Source organism: Modicisalibacter coralii (assembly GCF_004117855.1).
GTDB lineage: Bacteria > Pseudomonadota > Gammaproteobacteria > Pseudomonadales > Halomonadaceae > Modicisalibacter > Modicisalibacter coralii.
The window spans coordinates 31,566-48,676 of record NZ_QWBW01000008.1; the positions used below are offsets into that span (position 1 = coordinate 31,566).

At 67.2% G+C, this 17,111-nt stretch carries 13 protein-coding genes; 3 read left to right on the forward strand and 10 right to left on the reverse strand.

The window, feature by feature from the left end; translation table 11 throughout:
• Nucleotides 1-77: 77 nt before the first annotated feature.
• Nucleotides 78-4,016 (forward strand): phosphoribosylformylglycinamidine synthase, encoded by a 3,939-nt coding sequence (purL, locus tag D0901_RS03700; RefSeq protein ID WP_129138948.1) that lies wholly within the window; start codon nucleotides 78-80, stop codon nucleotides 4,014-4,016.
• A 118-nt stretch (nucleotides 4,017-4,134) separates the two neighbouring features.
• Here the strand turns inward: purL and D0901_RS03705 are convergent, their stop codons facing one another.
• The 10 genes from D0901_RS03705 to D0901_RS03750 all read right to left on the reverse strand — a co-directional run bounded on the left by D0901_RS03705 (nucleotide 4,135) and on the right by D0901_RS03750 (nucleotide 13,315).
• Nucleotides 4,135-4,449: a putative quinol monooxygenase gene (locus D0901_RS03705; protein ID WP_129138949.1), complete on the reverse strand. Its 315-nt coding sequence runs from the start codon at nucleotides 4,447-4,449 to the stop codon at nucleotides 4,135-4,137.
• Nucleotides 4,450-4,649: 200 nt separating this feature from the next.
• Nucleotides 4,650-4,886 carry a hypothetical protein gene (locus D0901_RS03710; protein ID WP_129138950.1) on the reverse strand — a complete coding sequence of 79 codons (237 nt, stop codon included), beginning with the start codon at nucleotides 4,884-4,886 and terminating at the stop codon, nucleotides 4,650-4,652.
• Nucleotides 4,887-5,132: 246 nt separating this feature from the next.
• On the reverse strand, nucleotides 5,133-6,545 hold the full coding sequence (locus D0901_RS03715) for an amidase (RefSeq protein WP_129138951.1): 1,413 nt from the start codon (nucleotides 6,543-6,545) through the stop codon (nucleotides 5,133-5,135).
• A 2-nt stretch (nucleotides 6,546-6,547) separates the two neighbouring features.
• On the reverse strand, nucleotides 6,548-7,819 hold the full coding sequence (locus D0901_RS03720; protein WP_129138952.1) for a Zn-dependent hydrolase: 1,272 nt from the start codon (nucleotides 7,817-7,819) through the stop codon (nucleotides 6,548-6,550).
• 46 nt (nucleotides 7,820-7,865) lie between these two features.
• Entirely contained in the window at nucleotides 7,866-8,561 is a 696-nt protein-coding gene (locus tag D0901_RS03725; RefSeq protein ID WP_129138953.1) for an ABC transporter ATP-binding protein, read from the reverse strand.
• On the reverse strand, nucleotides 8,561-9,313 hold the full coding sequence (locus D0901_RS03730; protein ID WP_129138954.1) for an ABC transporter ATP-binding protein: 753 nt from the start codon (nucleotides 9,311-9,313) through the stop codon (nucleotides 8,561-8,563). Before D0901_RS03730 ends, D0901_RS03725 begins: the two co-directional genes overlap by 1 nt.
• Nucleotides 9,310-10,341, reverse strand: a complete 1,032-nt coding sequence (locus D0901_RS03735) for a branched-chain amino acid ABC transporter permease (RefSeq protein ID WP_233440347.1) — start codon at nucleotides 10,339-10,341, stop codon at nucleotides 9,310-9,312. Before D0901_RS03735 ends, D0901_RS03730 begins: the two co-directional genes overlap by 4 nt.
• A 1-nt stretch (nucleotide 10,342) precedes the next feature.
• Nucleotides 10,343-11,203, reverse strand: coding sequence for a branched-chain amino acid ABC transporter permease (locus D0901_RS03740; RefSeq protein WP_129138955.1), 861 nt, complete (start codon nucleotides 11,201-11,203; stop codon nucleotides 10,343-10,345).
• Between the two features lie 75 nt (nucleotides 11,204-11,278).
• Nucleotides 11,279-12,481, reverse strand: a complete 1,203-nt coding sequence (locus tag D0901_RS03745) for an ABC transporter substrate-binding protein (protein WP_129138956.1) — start codon at nucleotides 12,479-12,481, stop codon at nucleotides 11,279-11,281.
• 57 nt (nucleotides 12,482-12,538) lie between these two features.
• On the reverse strand, nucleotides 12,539-13,315 hold the full coding sequence (locus tag D0901_RS03750) for a FadR/GntR family transcriptional regulator (RefSeq protein ID WP_129138957.1): 777 nt from the start codon (nucleotides 13,313-13,315) through the stop codon (nucleotides 12,539-12,541).
• 390 nt (nucleotides 13,316-13,705) lie between these two features.
• Here D0901_RS03750 and radD point away from each other — a divergent pair, with 390 nt between their 5' ends.
• Both radD and D0901_RS03760 read left to right on the forward strand, forming a co-directional pair.
• Nucleotides 13,706-15,523: a DNA repair helicase RadD gene (radD, locus tag D0901_RS03755; protein ID WP_129138958.1), complete on the forward strand. Its 1,818-nt coding sequence runs from the start codon at nucleotides 13,706-13,708 to the stop codon at nucleotides 15,521-15,523.
• Nucleotides 15,524-15,621: 98 nt separating this feature from the next.
• Nucleotides 15,622-17,067, forward strand: coding sequence for an IS1182 family transposase (locus tag D0901_RS03760; protein WP_129138959.1), 1,446 nt, complete (start codon nucleotides 15,622-15,624; stop codon nucleotides 17,065-17,067).
• The last annotated feature ends 44 nt before the right edge of the window (nucleotides 17,068-17,111 follow it).

Here is a 17,111-nt window from a genome sequence, read left to right on the forward strand (position 1 = left end):
GCTTTCCAGTATCATGTGCGCTCGTCGCCGCCGTCCGCGGTCCCCATTTTCGGCTTTCTTCAGAGGCTTCTTTCGACATGCTCGAACTGCGAGGAGCGCCCGCCCTTTCCGCTTTCCGTCATGCCAAGTTGTTGGCCGCCCTGCGAGATCGGGTACCCGAGGTCGAGACGCTGCATGCCGATTACGTCCACTTCGTGGATCTCGACGGCGAGCTGGATGCCGGCGATCGTGCGGTGCTCGACAGTCTGCTGGCCTACGGCGCCGAGGCCGATCCCGCCGCGCCGCGCGACGGTCATCTGTTCCTGGTGGTGCCGCGCCTGGGTACCATTTCGCCGTGGTCGTCCAAGGCCACCGATATTGCCCGCAACTGCGGCCTGTCACGGGTCCGGCGCATCGAGCGCGGTCTCGCCTACCGGGTCAAGCTCGACGGGGTGCTCAGCGAGGCGGCCTTCGAGGCGATCGTCGCCACCCTGCACGATCGCATGACCGAATCGGTGCTGGCGAATGCCAGCGACGCGTCCCGGCTGTTCGCCCACCAGGCGCCGGCACCGCTCGGCCAAGTGGATATTCTCGGTGGCGGCCGCGAGGCGTTGGTCCGCGCCAACGGCGAGCTGGGCCTGGCGCTGGCCGAGGACGAGATCGACTACCTGGTCGAGGCGTTCGCCAACCTGGATCGCAACCCCAGCGATGTCGAACTGATGATGTTCGCCCAGGCCAACTCCGAGCATTGCCGCCACAAGATCTTCAACGCCGAATGGACCATCGATGGCGAGGCGCAGCCGCACTCGCTGTTCCAGATGATCAAGAACACCCACGAACAGGCACCTGAAGGCATCCTCTCCGCCTACAGCGACAACGCCGCGGTGATCGAGGGCACCGAGGCAGGGCGCTTCTTCGCCGCACCGCGGCTGGGCGACGGCGAGGCCCGCTACGCGGCGAGCCGCGAGCCGATCCATATCCTCATGAAGGTGGAGACCCATAACCACCCCACGGCGATCGCCCCGCACCCCGGCGCGGCCACTGGCTCGGGCGGCGAGATCCGCGACGAGGGGGCCACCGGCCGCGGCGGCAAGCCCAAGGCCGGCCTGACCGGCTTCGCGGTCTCCAACCTGCGTATCCCCGAATTCGTCCAGCCCTGGGAAGCCTTCGATTACGGCAAGCCCGAGCGCATTCAGTCGGCGCTGGAGATCATGCTCGAGGCACCGATCGGCGGCGCGGCGTTCAACAACGAGTTCGGCCGCCCCAACCTGACCGGCTACTTCCGTACCTACGAGCAGGACGCGGTGGGCGCCGACGGGATCGAGCGCCGCGGCTACCACAAGCCGATCATGGTCGCCGGCGGTTACGGCAACATCCGCGCCGACCACGTCGAGAAGGGCGAGATTCCCGTCGGCGCCCGGCTGATCGTGATGGGCGGGCCGGCGATGCTGATCGGCCTGGGCGGCGGCGCGGCATCATCCATGGCCTCCGGCAGCTCCAGCGAGGATCTCGACTTCGCCTCGGTGCAGCGTGACAATCCCGAGATCGAGCGTCGCGCCCAGGAAGTGATCGACCGCTGCTGGGCGCTGGGCGACGCCAATCCCATCGCCTTCATCCACGACGTCGGCGCCGGCGGGCTGTCCAATGCCCTGCCCGAGCTGGTCAAGGACGGCGGCCGTGGCGGGCGCTTCGAGCTGCGCGAGGTGCCCAACGCCGAGCCGGGCATGAGCCCGCTGGAGATCTGGTGCAACGAGGCTCAGGAGCGCTACGTGCTGGCGGTAGCGGCCGAGGACCTCGAGGCCTTCGACGCGCTGTGCCAGCGCGAGCGCTGCCCCTACGCGGTGGTCGGCGAGGCCACCGAGGCTCATCATCTGCGCGTCCACGACGGCCACTTCGACAGCCTGCCGGTGGACCTGCCGATGAGCGTGCTGTTCGGCAAGCCGCCCAAGATGCAGCGGAGCTTTGAACGCGAGGCACGGCCGATGCCCGGCGCCGACTTCGACAACCTCGACCTGCGCGAGGCGCTCGACCGCGTGCTGCGCCTGCCGGCGGTGGCGTCGAAGAGCTTTTTGATCACCATCGGCGACCGTTCGATCACCGGCCAGGTCGCCCGCGACCAGATGGTCGGCCCCTGGCAGGTACCGGTGGCCGACTGCGCGGTGACCACGGCGAGTTACGACACCCATGCCGGCGAGGCGATGGCGATGGGCGAGCGTCCGCCGATGGCGCTGATCGATCCCGCCGCCAGCGCGCGCCTGGCGGTGGCTGAGGCGATCACCAATCTGGCGGCGGCGCCGATCGCCAAACTCGGTGACGTCAAGCTCTCCGCCAACTGGATGAGTGCCGCCGACCAACCGGGCGAGAACCAGGCGCTGTATGACGCCGTGCATACGGTAGGCATGGAGCTCTGCCCGGCGCTGGGCATCGCCATTCCGGTGGGCAAGGACTCGATGTCGATGCGCACCGCCTGGCAGGCTGGCGAGGACGAGGCCGTCGAGGAGAAGGCGGTGACCTCGCCGTTGAGCCTCAACGTCACCGGGTTCGCCCCGGTCACCGACGCTCTCAGGACGCTGACCCCGCAGCTGCGTCTCGATCAGGACGAGAGCGACCTGATCCTGATCGACCTCGGCGGTGGCAAGAACCGCCTGGGCGGTTCGGCGCTGGCCCAGGTCTACGGTCAGGTGGGCGACGAATGCCCGGACCTCGACGACGCCGAGGATCTCAAGGCATTCTTCACCGTGATCCAGGGGCTCAACGCCGACGGCAAGCTGCTCGCCTACCATGACCGCAGCGACGGCGGCCTACTGGTGACCTTGCTGGAGATGGCCTTCGCCGGCCGTGGCGGCCTGGAGATCAAGCTCGACTGGCTGATCGACGACGGCTATTCGGCAGCCAGCGCGCTGTTCGCCGAGGAGCTCGGCGCGGTAATCCAGGTCGACCGCCAGGACACCGAGTTCGTGCTCGCCCAGTTTGCCGCGGCAGGTATCGACACCTGCGGCGTCATCGCCCGCCCGCGCTACGATGACCAGGTGCGCGTCACGCTGTTCGAGGAGCCGCTGCTCGAGACCACCCGCGCACTGACTCAGCGCACCTGGGCCGAGACCAGCTACCGGATGCAGGCGCTGCGCGACAACCCCGAATGTGCCAAGGCCGAGTACGACGATCTGCTCGACCTGCGCGATCCGGGACTCTCTGCCGAGCCGACCTTCGACGTCGACGAGGACATCACGGCGCCATTCGTCGCTCCTCATATCAATACCGCGCGCCCGCGCATGGCGATCCTCCGCGAGCAGGGCGTCAACGGCCATGTCGAGATGGCCGCGGCCTTCGACAAGGCCGGCTTCGAGGCGATCGATGTGCACATGAGCGACATCCTCGAGGGCCGCGTGTCACTGGAGACCTTCAAGGGGCTGGTTGCCTGCGGCGGCTTCTCTTACGGCGATGTGCTGGGTGCCGGCGGCGGCTGGGCCAAGTCGGTGCTGTTCAACGAGCGGGCGCGCGGCGATTTCGCGGCGTTCTTCGAACGCGACGACAGCTTCTCCCTGGGGGTGTGCAACGGCTGCCAGATGCTCTCCCAGCTCAAGGAGCTGATCCCCGGCGCCGAGAGCTGGCCACGCTTCGTGCGCAATGAATCCGAGCAGTTCGAAGCGCGGGTCTCGATGGTTCAGGTCGAGAAGAGCCCGTCGATCCTGCTTGCTGGCATGGAAGGCTCGCGGTTGCCGATCGCCGTGGCTCATGGCGAAGGGCGCGCCGAGTTCCGCGACAGCGGCCATCTGCGGGCCATGCAGCGCAGCGACCAGATCGCCCTGCGCTACGTCGACAACTACGGTCAGGTGACCACCCACTACCCGGCCAACCCCAACGGCTCGGCGTCGGGCATCACCGGCCTGACCACGCCGGACGGCCGGGTGACCATCATGATGCCGCATCCCGAGCGGGTGGCGCGGGCGGTCACCAACTCGTGGCGGCCAGCCGAGTGGACCCGTGACGGGGCCTGGATGCGGCTGTTCCGCAACGCCAGGGTGTGGCTCGGCTGAGGGACGGCGCGAGCTGACTGCGCAACGGGCCTGCCGACTGGCAGGCCCGTTGCATGTTGGAGCTGGCCCGAGGCCGATGGGCAAAGAGCCCATCGGGGTTAATGTCTGAACGGTGTCCTTATTCGGGGCGTATCGCGGTGTAGAAGAAGCGCACGCTCGGCTCGCCGTCGAGCAGCGGCGCGCTACCCTCCTTGAACGGGGCGTAGTGGGGCATCTGCTTGTGGTGCTCGTAGGCGGCGCGATCGCGATAGACCTCGTGCAGCACGACGAGCTCGTCGCCACCTTCCGGGGTCAGCACGTCGAAGGCCAGGCAGCCTTCCTCGTTGGCCAGCGACTCGCTGGCATCGTTGTGCGCCAGGGCAAGAAAGGCCGGCACCTGGCCGGGCTTGATACGAAATTCGGCAATGACCACGAAGCGCGTGGTATCGGTCATGAGGACCTCCTTGTCGGACGAGAGACTGACGGTACACGAGCCAGTGTACGTGTAACGCCGGACGTCTGCCGAGGGTGGAAGGCAGGAGGTAAAGCGTCCATTGACGCCAGAAGGCCGTCATCTTGTCGACGACGGCCTTCTGACGGAATCCGGCAAGCGCCGGTGCATGGCGGATGATGACTTGCCGAGGGGTGCTGCGGTCAGTGGCGCTCGGTGTCCGAGGTTTCCGGAGCGGGGCGCGGCGAGGCATCGTCGATACCCAGCTTTTCCTCGAGTTCGGCGAGTATATGGCGAAAGTTGCTGATCATCTGATCGAAACGGCCGAAATCATGGCCGCAGCTGTCGCAGAAGACGTGGTACTGCCCCTCACGGCCCGGGGGGAAACGCTTTTCGCGGCTGCCGCATTCCGGGCATTCGGGACCTGTGGGTGCTTTCATGACGGCCATCTCCTCTTGCGATGTGGTCGATGTTGGATGGCAACGTCCGGTTGCCTGTTGCCCCTTCAGTATGTCGGGTTGTTGTCCGCTTCTTCAACTTTTGTCGCTGATGAAGGCATTCGACAGCGTGACCTCTCCCTGACTCGACCTGATGCTGCCGGGGGCGATGACCCGGAACGGAAACGCGGGATACCCTGTTCGCAGCGAGCGGGAACGCGGGAACGGCATGGCCCGCGCTCCCGCCTCTCAGCCGGCGATGCCGGGCGGCGTCAGGCGCGGCAGGCGACGCTCGAGCAGCCGTGCGGCATCCATGACCCGCATGTCGTCGAAACGCGCCCCGACCAGATGCAGGCCGACCGGCAGGCCGCCGTCGTCGAGCCCGCAGGGCAGCGATGCCGCTGGTTGCTGGGTGAGATTGAACGGGTAGCTGAACGGCGTCCAGTCCATCCATTGCCGGTAGCGGCCGCCCTCGGGCACGTTGCGGCCGACGGCGAAGGGCGCGATCGGCAGCGTCGGGGTCACCAGCAGGTCGTAGTGGCGATGGAAGCCCGCCATCCGGGCGGTCAGCTCGGCGCGCTGCTCGCCGGCGCGCTGGTAGTCGCTCAGCGAGATCGTCGCGCCGCGCTCGGCGATGGCACGCAGGCCGGGGTCGAGGCGCTCACGCTGCGTTTCGTCCAGGCCGCTCACCAACCGGGCGGCGCCGGCGAACCACAGGGTGTTGAAGGTCGCCTGCGGATCGGCGAATCCAGGATCGACCGCCTCGACCTCGGCGCCCAGCTCGCGCAGCGCGGCGACGGCGCCATCCACCACTCGGGCGATGTCCGGCGCGACATCGACGTAGCCCAGGTTGCGGCTGTAGGCGATCCGCCAGCCCCGCAGGTCGTCCGGCGGTGAGCGGCGCCAGTCGAACGGGCAGGGCGGACCGGCGTAGCCGTCACGCGGATCGGGGCGGGCGATCGCCGTCATCATCAGTGCGGCGTCCTCGGCGCTGCGGGCCATTGGGCCGAGGTGCGAGAGTGTGGTCATGGCACTGGCCGGCCATTGCGGCACCCAGCCGAAGGTTGGCTTGAGGCCGAAGGTGCCGGTAAAGGCGCAGGGGATGCGGATCGAGCCGCCGGCGTCGCTGCCCTGATGCAGTAGCCCCAGGTTGAGCGCCGCGGCGGCGCCGGCACCGCCCGACGAGCCGCCCGGCGTCAAGCGCGAATCCCAGGGATTGCGGGTGACGCCGTGCAGCGGGTTGTCGGTGACCCCCTTCCAGCCGAATTCGGGGGAGGTGGTCTTGCCGAGCAGCACGCTGCCGGCCTCGCGCAGCCGGGCGACGAGCGGGGCGTCGGTGTCCCATGGCCCGGCCGCCGAGGTGGTCGCCGAGCCCTTGCGGGTCGGCATGCCGCGAGTCAGGGTCAGGTCCTTGATGGTCACCGGGATGCCGTCGAGCGGGCCCAGCGTCGCGCCGCGCCGGTAGCGAGCCTCGGCGGCTCGGGCAGCATTCAGGGCGCCTTCAGCATCGACGTGACAGAAGGCGTTGATGGTGGGGTTGTGGTGCTCGATGCGTGCCAGGCAGTCACGCGCCAGCTCGACCGGCGAGATCTCGCCGGCGGCCAGCAGGGCGCCGGCATCGACGGCACTCAGGCCGGCCAGATCGGTGTCGGTGACGGCCATGATCAGGCTCCTTCGCTCGGCCGGCCGGCCAGCTCGAGGGTGGCATGCAGCAGCACGTCGGCGCCGGCGCTCACGTCTTCGGGGCTGGCGTATTCGGCTTCGTTGTGGCTGATGCCCTTCTCACAGGGAATGAAGATCATCGCGGTCGGTGCCACGCCGGCGACGAGCACTGCGTCGTGTCCGGCCCCGCTGACGATGTCGCGATGGGCATGGCCACCCGACTGCGCCGCCCGGCGTACCGCGGCGATGCACTCGGGATGGAAGTGCTGCGGCGGGTTGTCCGCTGTCTGGGTGACGGTAACCTCTAGCCCGCTGTCGGCGGCGATCCGCTCGAGGGTTCGGCGGAACTCGTCGACCATGCCATCGAGCACGTCGGTGTCGCTGTGACGCAGGTCGACGCTGAGCGTGACTTCGCCGGGAATCACGTTGCGCGAGTTGGGCAGAATTTGGCAGGCACCCACGGTACCGCGGCCGTCGGGCTGGTGGGCCATGGCGATCTCGTCGACGGCCTCGATGACGCGGGTGGCGCCGAGCAGCGCATTGCGGCGCAGGTGCATCGGCGTTGAACCGGAGTGGGCGGCCATGCCGGTCAGCGTGACGTCGAACCACTTGATGCCCAGCGCGCCGGTGACCACGCCGATGGTGTCGCCCTCGTCCTCGAGGATCGGCCCCTGCTCGATGTGCGCCTCGAGATAGCCGGCGAAGCGGGTCGGGCGATGGGCGTCGTCGCCGACGTAGCCGATCGCCTCGAGTGCCTCGCCGGCGGTGATGCCCTCGGCATCGCGCCGCGACAGGGCATCGTCGAGCGTCAGCTGGCCGACGAAGACGCCGGAACCCATCATGCAGGGCGCGAATCGGCAACCCTCCTCATTGGTCCAGGACACCAGCTCCAGCGGCCGCTCGGTCTCGACGCCATGAGCGTTCAGCGTGCGGATCACCTCCAGCGCCGCCAGCACGCCGAAGCAGCCGTCGAACTTGCCGCCGGTGGGCTGGGTGTCGATATGGCTGCCGATCACCACCGGGTCGGCCGTGTCGTCGCGCCCGGGGCGTCGTGCGAAGAGGTTGCCGATGGCATCGAAGCGTACCGTCAGGCCTTCCGCCTCGCACCAGCGGGTCAGCAGTTCGCGACCCCGCCGGTCGAGATCGGTGAGTGCCTGGCGGTTGCAGCCCCCCTTGGGGGTGGCGCCGATGGTGGCCAGCTCCATCAGGGTCTGCCACAGTCGCTCGCCGTCGATGGCCAGCCGGGTCGGGTGGGAAGAGGAAGTGGTAGTCATGGTCTTGTCCTTGGTGGTGAAGGGGGGCGCCGCCGGTCGGCGCCGTTCAGGCACTCAGTGCCAGGAAGCGGTCGCGGATCGCGGGATCGTCGCGGAATGCCTGGGCGCTGCCGTGATAGACCACACGTCCCTGTTCGAGCACGTAGTGGCGGTCGGCGAGCTGTTCGCAGACCCGCAGGTTCTGTTCGACCAGCAGCACCGGCAGCCCCTGGGCACGGATGTCGTGGAGGATGCGCACGATCTCGTCGACGATCACCGGGGCGAGGCCCTCGGTGGGTTCGTCGAGCAGCAGGATGTGCGGGTCGTTGATCAATGCCCGGGCGATGGCGAGCATCTGCTGCTCGCCACCCGAGAGGGCGTTGCCCCCGTTGCGGCGACGTTCCTCGAGTCGCGGGAAGAGGCGATAGATGTCGGCGAGTTGCCAGCGACTGCTGCGCCGGGCGGCGATCTTGAGGTTTTCCTCGACGCTGAGCAGGCCGAAGATACCGCGATGTTCCGGTACCAGGGCGACTCCTTGTCGGGCGATGCGGAACGGCTCCTGGCCGTTGATGGCTCGCCCGTCGAAACGTACCGTTCCGCGCCTCGGCGGCACCAGGCCGACGATGCTCTTGAGGGTGGTGGTCTTGCCGGCGCCGTTGCGCCCCAGCAGGGTGACCAGCTCGCCGGCCTGGACGTGGAGCGAGACGCCCTCGAGCACATGGCTCTTGTCGTAGTAGCTGTGGATGTCGTCGACCTCGAGCATCAGGCGGCCTCCCCCAGATAGGCGGTGCGCACCCGCTCGTCCTCGCGCACCGATTGCGGCGGCCCCTCGATCAGGATTTGGCCGCGGTTCATGACGGTGATGGTGTCGCTGATCGACATGACGATGCTCATGTTGTGCTCGATCAACAGCACGGTGTGATTGCGCCCCAGCTCGCCGATCAGGCGCGTCATGGTGGGAATGTCGTCGACGCCCATGCCCGAGGTCGGCTCGTCGAGCAGCAGCAGGCGTGGCCGCGCGCACATCGCCATGCCCACCTCGAGGATGCGTTGCTGGCCATGCGACAGGGTGCCGGCCGGCAGTTCGGCGCGTTCGGTGAGCGCCAGGCGCTCGAGCATCTCGTCGGCGGTGGCGGCATGACGGCGGTGGGTGTCCAGGCGCTGCCAGAAGTTGAGGGCCCGCCAGCCGGCCGTGCCCTGGGCGGCCAGGCGCAGGTTCTCGCGAACGCTCAGGTTCTGGAACAGGCTGGTGATCTGGAACGAGCGCGCCATGCCCAGTGCCACCCGGCCATGGGCGGGGCGGCGGGTGATGTCGCGACCGTCGAACAGGATGCGCCCGCTGCTGGCGCGGCGCTCGCCGGTCAGGCAGTGGAACAGGCTGGTCTTGCCGGCGCCGTTGGGGCCGATGACGGTGTGGATGGTTCCGGGGCGGATACGTAGCCCGACCCCGTCGACGGCGCGGAAGGCCCCATAGGCCAGCGACAGGTCGCGGGTTTCCAGCAATGGCGTGGTCATGCGTCCTCCTGCGTTTTGCGTGAGGCGCCGGCGCGCCGGCGCCCCAGTGCTTCGAGGCCGCCCCACAGGCCGCCGCGCATGAACATCACCACCGCGATCAATGCCACACCGAGCAGCAGCATCCAGCGCGGCCAGAGGGCGGAGAGCAGGTCACCCAGAATCACGATGGTGCCGGCGCCGAGCAGCGAGCCGAACAGTGACCCGGTGCCGCCGATGATGGTCATGATCAGGATCTGCTCGGACATCGGCAGCTCGATGTTCGACAGCGGCACGAAGTTGAGCAGCATGGCGTAGAGTGCCCCGGCGAGCCCGGTGACGGCGCCCGACAGCGTGAAGGCGAGGATCTTGAAGTGGCGGGTGTCGTAGCCCACGGCGGCGGCGCGAGCCTCGTTCTCGCGGATGGCCAGCAGGGTACTGCCGAATGCCGAGTCGATGACCCGCCGGGCGCCCAGGTAGATGAGGACGAACAGCACCGCCACCAGGCTGTAGAAGGCCAGCGGCGTCTCGAGGTCGAACAGCGTGAAGCCACCGAGGGCCACGGGCGGCCGCGGTACGTCGAGCAGGCCGTTGTCGCCCCCCGTCCAGTCGCTCAGGGTATAGGCGATGAAATAGGCCATCTGGGTCAGGGCCAGGGTCAGCATGACGAAGTAGATCCCCTTGCGGCGAATCGCCAGGGCGCCGACCAGCAGGGCCAGAAGCCCCCCGGCGGCGACCGCCAGCAGCAGCGCCGTGAACAATCCGACCTGCCAGTGGATCATGGCCAGGGCCGCCACGTAGGCGCCGCTGCCGAAGAAGATCGCCTGGCCGAAGGAAAGCAGGCCGGTGTAACCGAGCAGCAGGTTGCAGCCCAGCACGGCCATGGCGAAGATCAGGATCTCGCAGGCCAGCGTGGCCGAAGGCACCACCAGCGGTAGCGCGACGACCACCGCGAACATGGCCAGGGTCGTCGCGGCCGGCCGCCGCCGGGTGATCGCGTTGCCGGTGCGGCGGTTGTCGCCGCGCGCCGGTGCAGTGAGCTTGGGGGTCATCTCAGGCCCTCCCGAACAGGCCGTAGGGCCGCAGCAGGATTACCACGGCCATTGCGGCATAAATCATCAGACTCGATCCCTGCGGCCACAGGCTGGCCATCAGGCTCTGCACCACGCCCACCATCAGGCCGGCGGCCAGTGCGCCGCCGAACGAACCCATGCCGCCGATCACTACCACCACGAACGCCACGCCGAGGATCTCCGGGCCAAGAAAGGGGTTGGCACCGCGCAGCGGCGCGGAGAGCACGCCGGCCAGTCCGGCCAGCGCCACGCCCAGCGCGAAGGTGATCGAGAACAGGCGGAAGATATTGGTGCCGAGCAGCGACACCGTCTCGGTGGATTCGCTCCCGGCGCGTACCAGGGCGCCGAAGCGCGTGCGCTCCAGCAGCAGCCAGAGGGCCACGGCAACCAGGGCGGCGAAGCCGATCAGGAACAGCCGGTACTGCGGGTAGGCGAAGTCGCCCAGCCGCACGATGCCGCGCAGCAGATCCGGCGTCGGCACGCTCTTGCCCACCGGCCCCCAGAGCATGATCGACGCTTCCTGAATGATCAGCGCGATGCCCAGGGTGACCAGAATCTGAAAGGTGTGCGGCAGATGGTAGATGCGGCGAATCAGGCTGCGCTCCAGCAACCAGGCCAGCAGCCCCACCACCAGCGGCGCTACCAGCAGCGACAGCCAGAAGTTGCCGGTCAGGGTGACCGTGGTGTAGCAGAGATACGAGCCGAGCAGGAAGAAGGCGCCGTGCGCGAAATTGACGAAGTTGAGCAGGCCGAAGATCAGGGTCAGGCCGACCGAGATCAGGAAGTAGATCATCCCCAGTCCCAGCCCGTTCAGGGTCTGGAAGAGATAGACATTGAGCATGGTGGCACCTCGCCGGGAGCGGAAGTGGTTGACGCCAGGCCACGGGGGCGACATGCGTCGCCCCCGTGGCAACGATCACATCTGGCAGCCGCTCTTCTCCGGCGGCAGGAATGATCGGCCGGAACTGACGACGTCGGCGTAATCGCTGTCGTCGGTCATCTCGTCGGCACCCTTACCCTCGAGCAGGTAGTAGTCCTTGAGCACCTGGTGGTCGGTGGCGCGAATCGTCTCCTCGCCGGTCGGGCCCTGGTAGGTGCGCCCCTCGAGGGCGTGGATCAGTGTCTCGCCCTGCGTCGCGCCGCTGTCGGCCACCGCCTGCAGCAGGGTCTTGGTCATGGTGTAGTCGGCGGCCAGCGGGTAGTTGGGGGTAATGCCGTAGGCTTCCTCGACCTTCTTCACCAGCTCACGGTTGGCGGGGGTGTCGGCCTCATGCCAGTATTGGGCGCCGAAATAGATACCGTCGATGTTGTCGTTGCCCAGCTCCTGCAGCTGCTCCAGGCCGGACGACCAGACCATGATGATATCCATCTGCTGGTTGAGCCCGAAGTTGATCGCCTGGCGCAGGGCATTCGAGGATTGCGAGCCGAAGTTGAGCAGCACCAGTACGTCGGGATTGGCGGCCATGGCATTGGTCAGATAGCCGGAAAACTCCTGCTCCTGCAGCGAATGGTAGCTGTTGCCGACGTGCTCGACGCCCTTGTCCGCGAAGACCTGCTTGGCATTGCGCAGCAGCGCCTCGCCGAACACGTACTGTGGGGTGATGGTATAGAAGCGCTTGGCGTCGGGGTGACTGTCGATGTAGGGCACCAGCGTCTGCTGGATCGCCCCGTAGGTGGGCACCGACCAGCGGAAGGTGGCCGGGTTGCACTCGCTGCCGGTGATCTCGTCGGCGCCGGCCGGCGTCATGAAGACGCCGCCGGCCTCGTTGACTTCCTTGCCTACCGCCAGCGCGGTCGAGGACAGCGTCGCGCCATTGAAGAGGCGTGCACCGTCCTGCTCGATCGCTTCCTGGACCTTGCGCACGGCACGCCCGGCGTTGCCCTCGGTGTCGATGGAGACATAGTCGATCTGACGGCCCAGCTTGGCGGACATCTCGTCGATCGCCAGCTTGGAGCCCATCTCGGCATATTTGCCGTAGCTGGCATTGCCGCCGGACAGGGATTTGACGCCGTAGACGGTGATCGGCGTCTCGTCCTGGGCCTGGGTCGGGCCGGCCGCCAGGCCGAGACCGAGGGTGGCGGCCAGCAGGGTGGTGGAAAGCAGAGTGTCGCGTCGCATCATGAACCTCGCGGTGATTGTCGTTGTCGTTGCAGTGATGGACCGGGGCGTCGGATCCTAGCCCGGAATCAGCAGCCCCTGGCGGGGGTTGACCAGGAACTGGTCGGCGACCTGGCCTTCGAGGGCCGTCATGTGGTGTTCGGCATCGCACATGTGGTCGTGCATCAACTCGCGTACCCGCAGGACGTCCCGCTCGCGCAGGGCCGCGACCAGCTCGACGTGATAGTCGATGTTGGCCTGGTCGAACTGCTTGCGCTCCGGCTTGTAGGCCTTCTTCAGCACCACCAGGTCGCGCAGCAGGTCGTTGAGGAAACCGCACAGGAAGCGCAGCAGTGGATTGGGGCAGGCGCGCGCCAGGATGTTGTGGAACTCGAGTTCCAGCATGCGATGGTGGCGGTGGCCTTCATCGCCGTCGTGAGGCTCCCGGCAGCGCTCGATGTTGGCCTCGAGTGCGGCGAAGTCCTGCGTGGTCAGCTGGCCGATGACAGAGACGGCCATCTCGACCTCGGCCAGGCGTCGCAACTGGTAGACCTGGCTGCCATCGAGGTGCTGGAAATGCAGGAAGTTGCGCAGGGCGCGGCTGGCGGGGTCGGTGGTGGGGGCCTTGATGAAGGCGCCCCCGCCCGGGCCGGTCTTCAGCGTGACCAGACCCTCCACCTCGAGCACCTTGAGGGTCTCGCGAATGGTGGCCTTGGCGCAGCCGTAGTGGGTCATCAGCGCCTTCTCGTTGGGCAGCCTGTCGCCCGGCTGCAACTGGGCGGTGACGATCTCGCGCTTGATGTCTTCGCCGATGATGTCGGCCAGCTTGCGGCGGCGCGTCGGTTCCGCGGTCATGGAGTGCCTGTCTTTGTATTTATGCGAATAAATATATTTATTGGATCAAAAAGGCCGACGCGTCAACCCGCCGCCTCGGTGGATGCCGAGGGTGATCGGCCATGTCGCGCACAAGGTTGGTGCCGGGAACGGCGTCGATACCGCGCCGTCCGTCACCAGTGCCTTGTTCGGCAACGGGAAGTTTTCCAGAAAGGGGGTGCCGGGTTGCGGTGCGCCGTTGGCGGGGGTGCACCAGGGCGTCGCGCAAGGGGCTGTTTGATAGTTTCAATATGTCAGGACCTTATTATCGATGAATGTTTTTATGGGTAGGAGCGGCGTGGGGTGGCGCTGCGTCGCAACGGGCCATGCTTTACCATGGGCGGCCGTTCGCCACCCCGCACGACGCCTGCCATGACCCCCATTTCCGATACAACGTCCCTGACGCCGCCGACGCTGCGTCCCTACCAGCGCCAAGCCGTGGCCCGGGTGGTCGAGCACTTTCGCAGCGGCGACGAGCCGGCGGTGGTCGTGCTGCCCACCGGCAGCGGCAAGTCGCTGGTGATCGCCGAACTGGCGCGTTTGGCGCGGGGGCGGGTGCTGGTGCTGGCCCATGTGCGCGAGCTGGTCGAGCAGAATCACGCCAAGTATCGCGCCTATGGCCTCGAGGCCGACATCTTCAGCGCCGGACTGGGCCGCAAGGAGGCCGAGCGCCAGGTGGTGTTCGGCTCGGTGCAGTCGGTGGTGCGCAACCTCGAGGCCTTCGGCGCCGGCGATTTCACGCTGCTGGTGATCGACGAATGCCATCGCGTCTCGCCGGAGAAGGACGCCAGCTACCGGCGGGTGATCGCGCATTTCCGGCGCGCCAATCCACGCCTCAAGGTGCTGGGCCTGACCGCCACGCCGTATCGCCTGGGGCAGGGTTTCATCTACCACCGCCACCACCACGGCATGGTGCGTGGCGAGGCGGACTGCTTCTTTCGCGACTGCGTGTTCGAGCAGCCGCTGCGACTGATGGTCAAGCAGGGCTATCTCGCCGAGCCGCGGCGCATCGATGCCGCCGTCGAGCGTTACGACTTCTCGCGGCTCGCGCCCAATTCGCGCGGGGTCTTCGCCGAGGAGGACCTCAACCGCGTGGTCAGCGGCCATCGGGCGACACCGACAATCATCGCCGAGATCGTCGAGCGCGCCCGCGAGCGGCGTGGGGTGATGATCTTCGCCGCCACGGTGGCCCATGCCGAGGAGATTCTGGGGTACCTGCCCGAGGCCGAGGCGGCGCTGGTCACCGGCGCGACCCCTTCGCGTGAGCGCACGCAGATCATCGAGGCTTTCAAGGCCGGGCAGCTCAAGTACCTGGTCAACGTCGCGGTGCTGACCACCGGCTTCGACGCGCCCCATGTCGATCTGATCGCCATCCTGCGGCCCACCGAGTCGGTGAGCCTGTACCAGCAGATCGTCGGCCGCGGCCTGCGTCTGGCGCCGGGCAAGGCGGATTGTCTGATCCTTGACTACGCCGGTAACCCCTGGGATCTCTATGCGCCGGAGGTGGGCGCGCCGCGGCCCGATTCCGACGCCGAGCCGGTGCAGGTCGAATGCCCCGAGTGTGGCCACGCCAACCTGTTCTGGGGCAAGCGCGACGGCGACCTGGTCATCGAGCATTACGGCCGGCGCTGCCAGGGGCTTGTTGATAGCGCCCGAAACCGCGCTAAAAGCACAACGTCAAAACCGGCAGCGATGGAGCAATGTGCGTTCCGCTTTCGCTTCAAGACCTGCGAGCGGTGCGGTGCCGAGAACGATATCGCCGCGCGGGCCTGTCATGGCTGCGGTGAGCGCCTGGTCGACCCCGACGACAAGCTCAAGCAGGCGCTGCGGCTCAAGGATGCGCGGGTGCTGCGGGTTTCCGGCATGCAATTGGCCGCCACTGTCAACGGCCGGGGCCTGCCGAGACTCCGCGTCACCTACCATGACGAGGATGGCATCACGCTCGACGAGTGGTTCGCGCTCGAGACTCCGGCTCAGCGTCGCGCCTTCGCCGCGGCCTTCCTGCGCCGCCATCTGCGCGCACCGGGGACCAACTGGGATCCGGCGTCGCCCGAGGCGGTGATCGCCGGCGAGCAGCGACTCAAGGCGCCGGATTTCGTGGTCGGTCGGCGCGTGGGCCGTTACTGGCAGGTGCGCGAGAAACTCTTCGACTATACGGGACGCTATCGCAAGGCCGGTTCCGTCGAATGAATCAGAATCACGAAAAAAGCGGGCCCGAACAGGCTGTGTTAAAACACTGCCTCGGTTGGCACACTGCCCATCAGGTTTCCTGATGGGCAGTTTTCATCATGGCACGCTATATCACCGGCGAGTCTCGCGAGCAGCTCGACCTGCTGCCCCCTTCCCTCGATGACCTGATCCCCGACGAGCACCTCGTGCGCGTTATCGACCTCTATGTCGATTCCCTCGATCTCGATGCCCTGGGCTTCGAACGGGCTCGACCCGCCGCCACCGGGCGGCCGGGCTACCATCCCGCGGATATGCTTCGCCTCTACCTGTACGGCTATCTTCAGCAGATCCGCTCGTCACGCCGCTTGGAACGCGAATGTCAGCGCAACATCGAGCTGATGTGGCTGCTCAATCGGCTGACTCCCGACTTCAAGACCATCGCCGAGTTTCGGCGCAAGCATCCGCACGCGTTTCGTCAGCTGTGCCGTCACTTCGTGCGTTTCTGTCGTGACGCCGGTTGGCTGGCGAGCCGCGAAGTGGCCATCGATGGCAGCAAGTTCGGGGCCGTGGCCAGCAAGAAGCGCGTGGTGAGTCGACAGTCACTGGCCCGTGAAGAGCAAGCATTGAATGCGCGTATCGACGCCTGGCTGGAAGGCCTCGACGAGACCGACCGCGAGGAAGCGCACCGGGATGGGCCCGACGAGGGTCAACGTCGGCGATCACTCGAACGGCTCAAGGCCCTGCGTGACCAGACCCGGGACAACCGTGAGCGCATGGAACGACTCGGGATCCAGCATCACGTCACCGGTGAGCCCGAGGCCCGGCTCATGCGCTCACCGCAGGGAAGCCGGACCGCGTATAACCTGCAAACGGTGGTGGATACCGACACCCATCTGATCGTGCACCATGAGACGGTGCAGGACGGCGATGACAGCCGCCAGTTGCGGCCCATGGCGGACGCAGCACAAGCGGCACTGGAGACAGACCCGATCGCGCTACTGGCCGATGCCGGCTACTCCAACGGCGAACAGCAGCAGCACTGCGAGGACCGCCACGTCGCGTGTCACATCCCGCCTCGGCGGACCGTCAACAACCAGGGGGGCGGCCAGCTCTATCAGGCCGATGCCTTTCATTATGATCCGGCCCGGGATGCCTACCGCTGTCCGGCCGATCACTGGCTGCCGCTGAAACAACGCAATCGGTCCCAGAAAGTCCTTCACTATGCCAACCCTTCGGCCTGTGCCGGCTGTTCCCTCAAGCCACGCTGTACGGCGGGGCGTTGGCGAACCGTCACACGCCATCAGTATGAAAGCGCCTTCGAGACGTCGCGACAGCGCCTGACAGACGACCCCAAGGCGATGTCACGTCGCCGCGCCACCGTCGAGCATCCCTTCGGCACGCTCAAGGACACGCTGATGGGGAACGCCGGTCGTCTGCTGGTGCGCGGGCTCGACAAAGCCCGGGGAGAGATCAGCCTGGCGGTACTGGCGTACAACCTGAAGCGGCTGATACGGCATATCGGGGTCGAGACGCTGATGACCCGGCTGAGTCGGGCCTCGGTCTGAGGCCGGGATCTCTATCGATGTGACATCGACAAGGTTGCCACGCA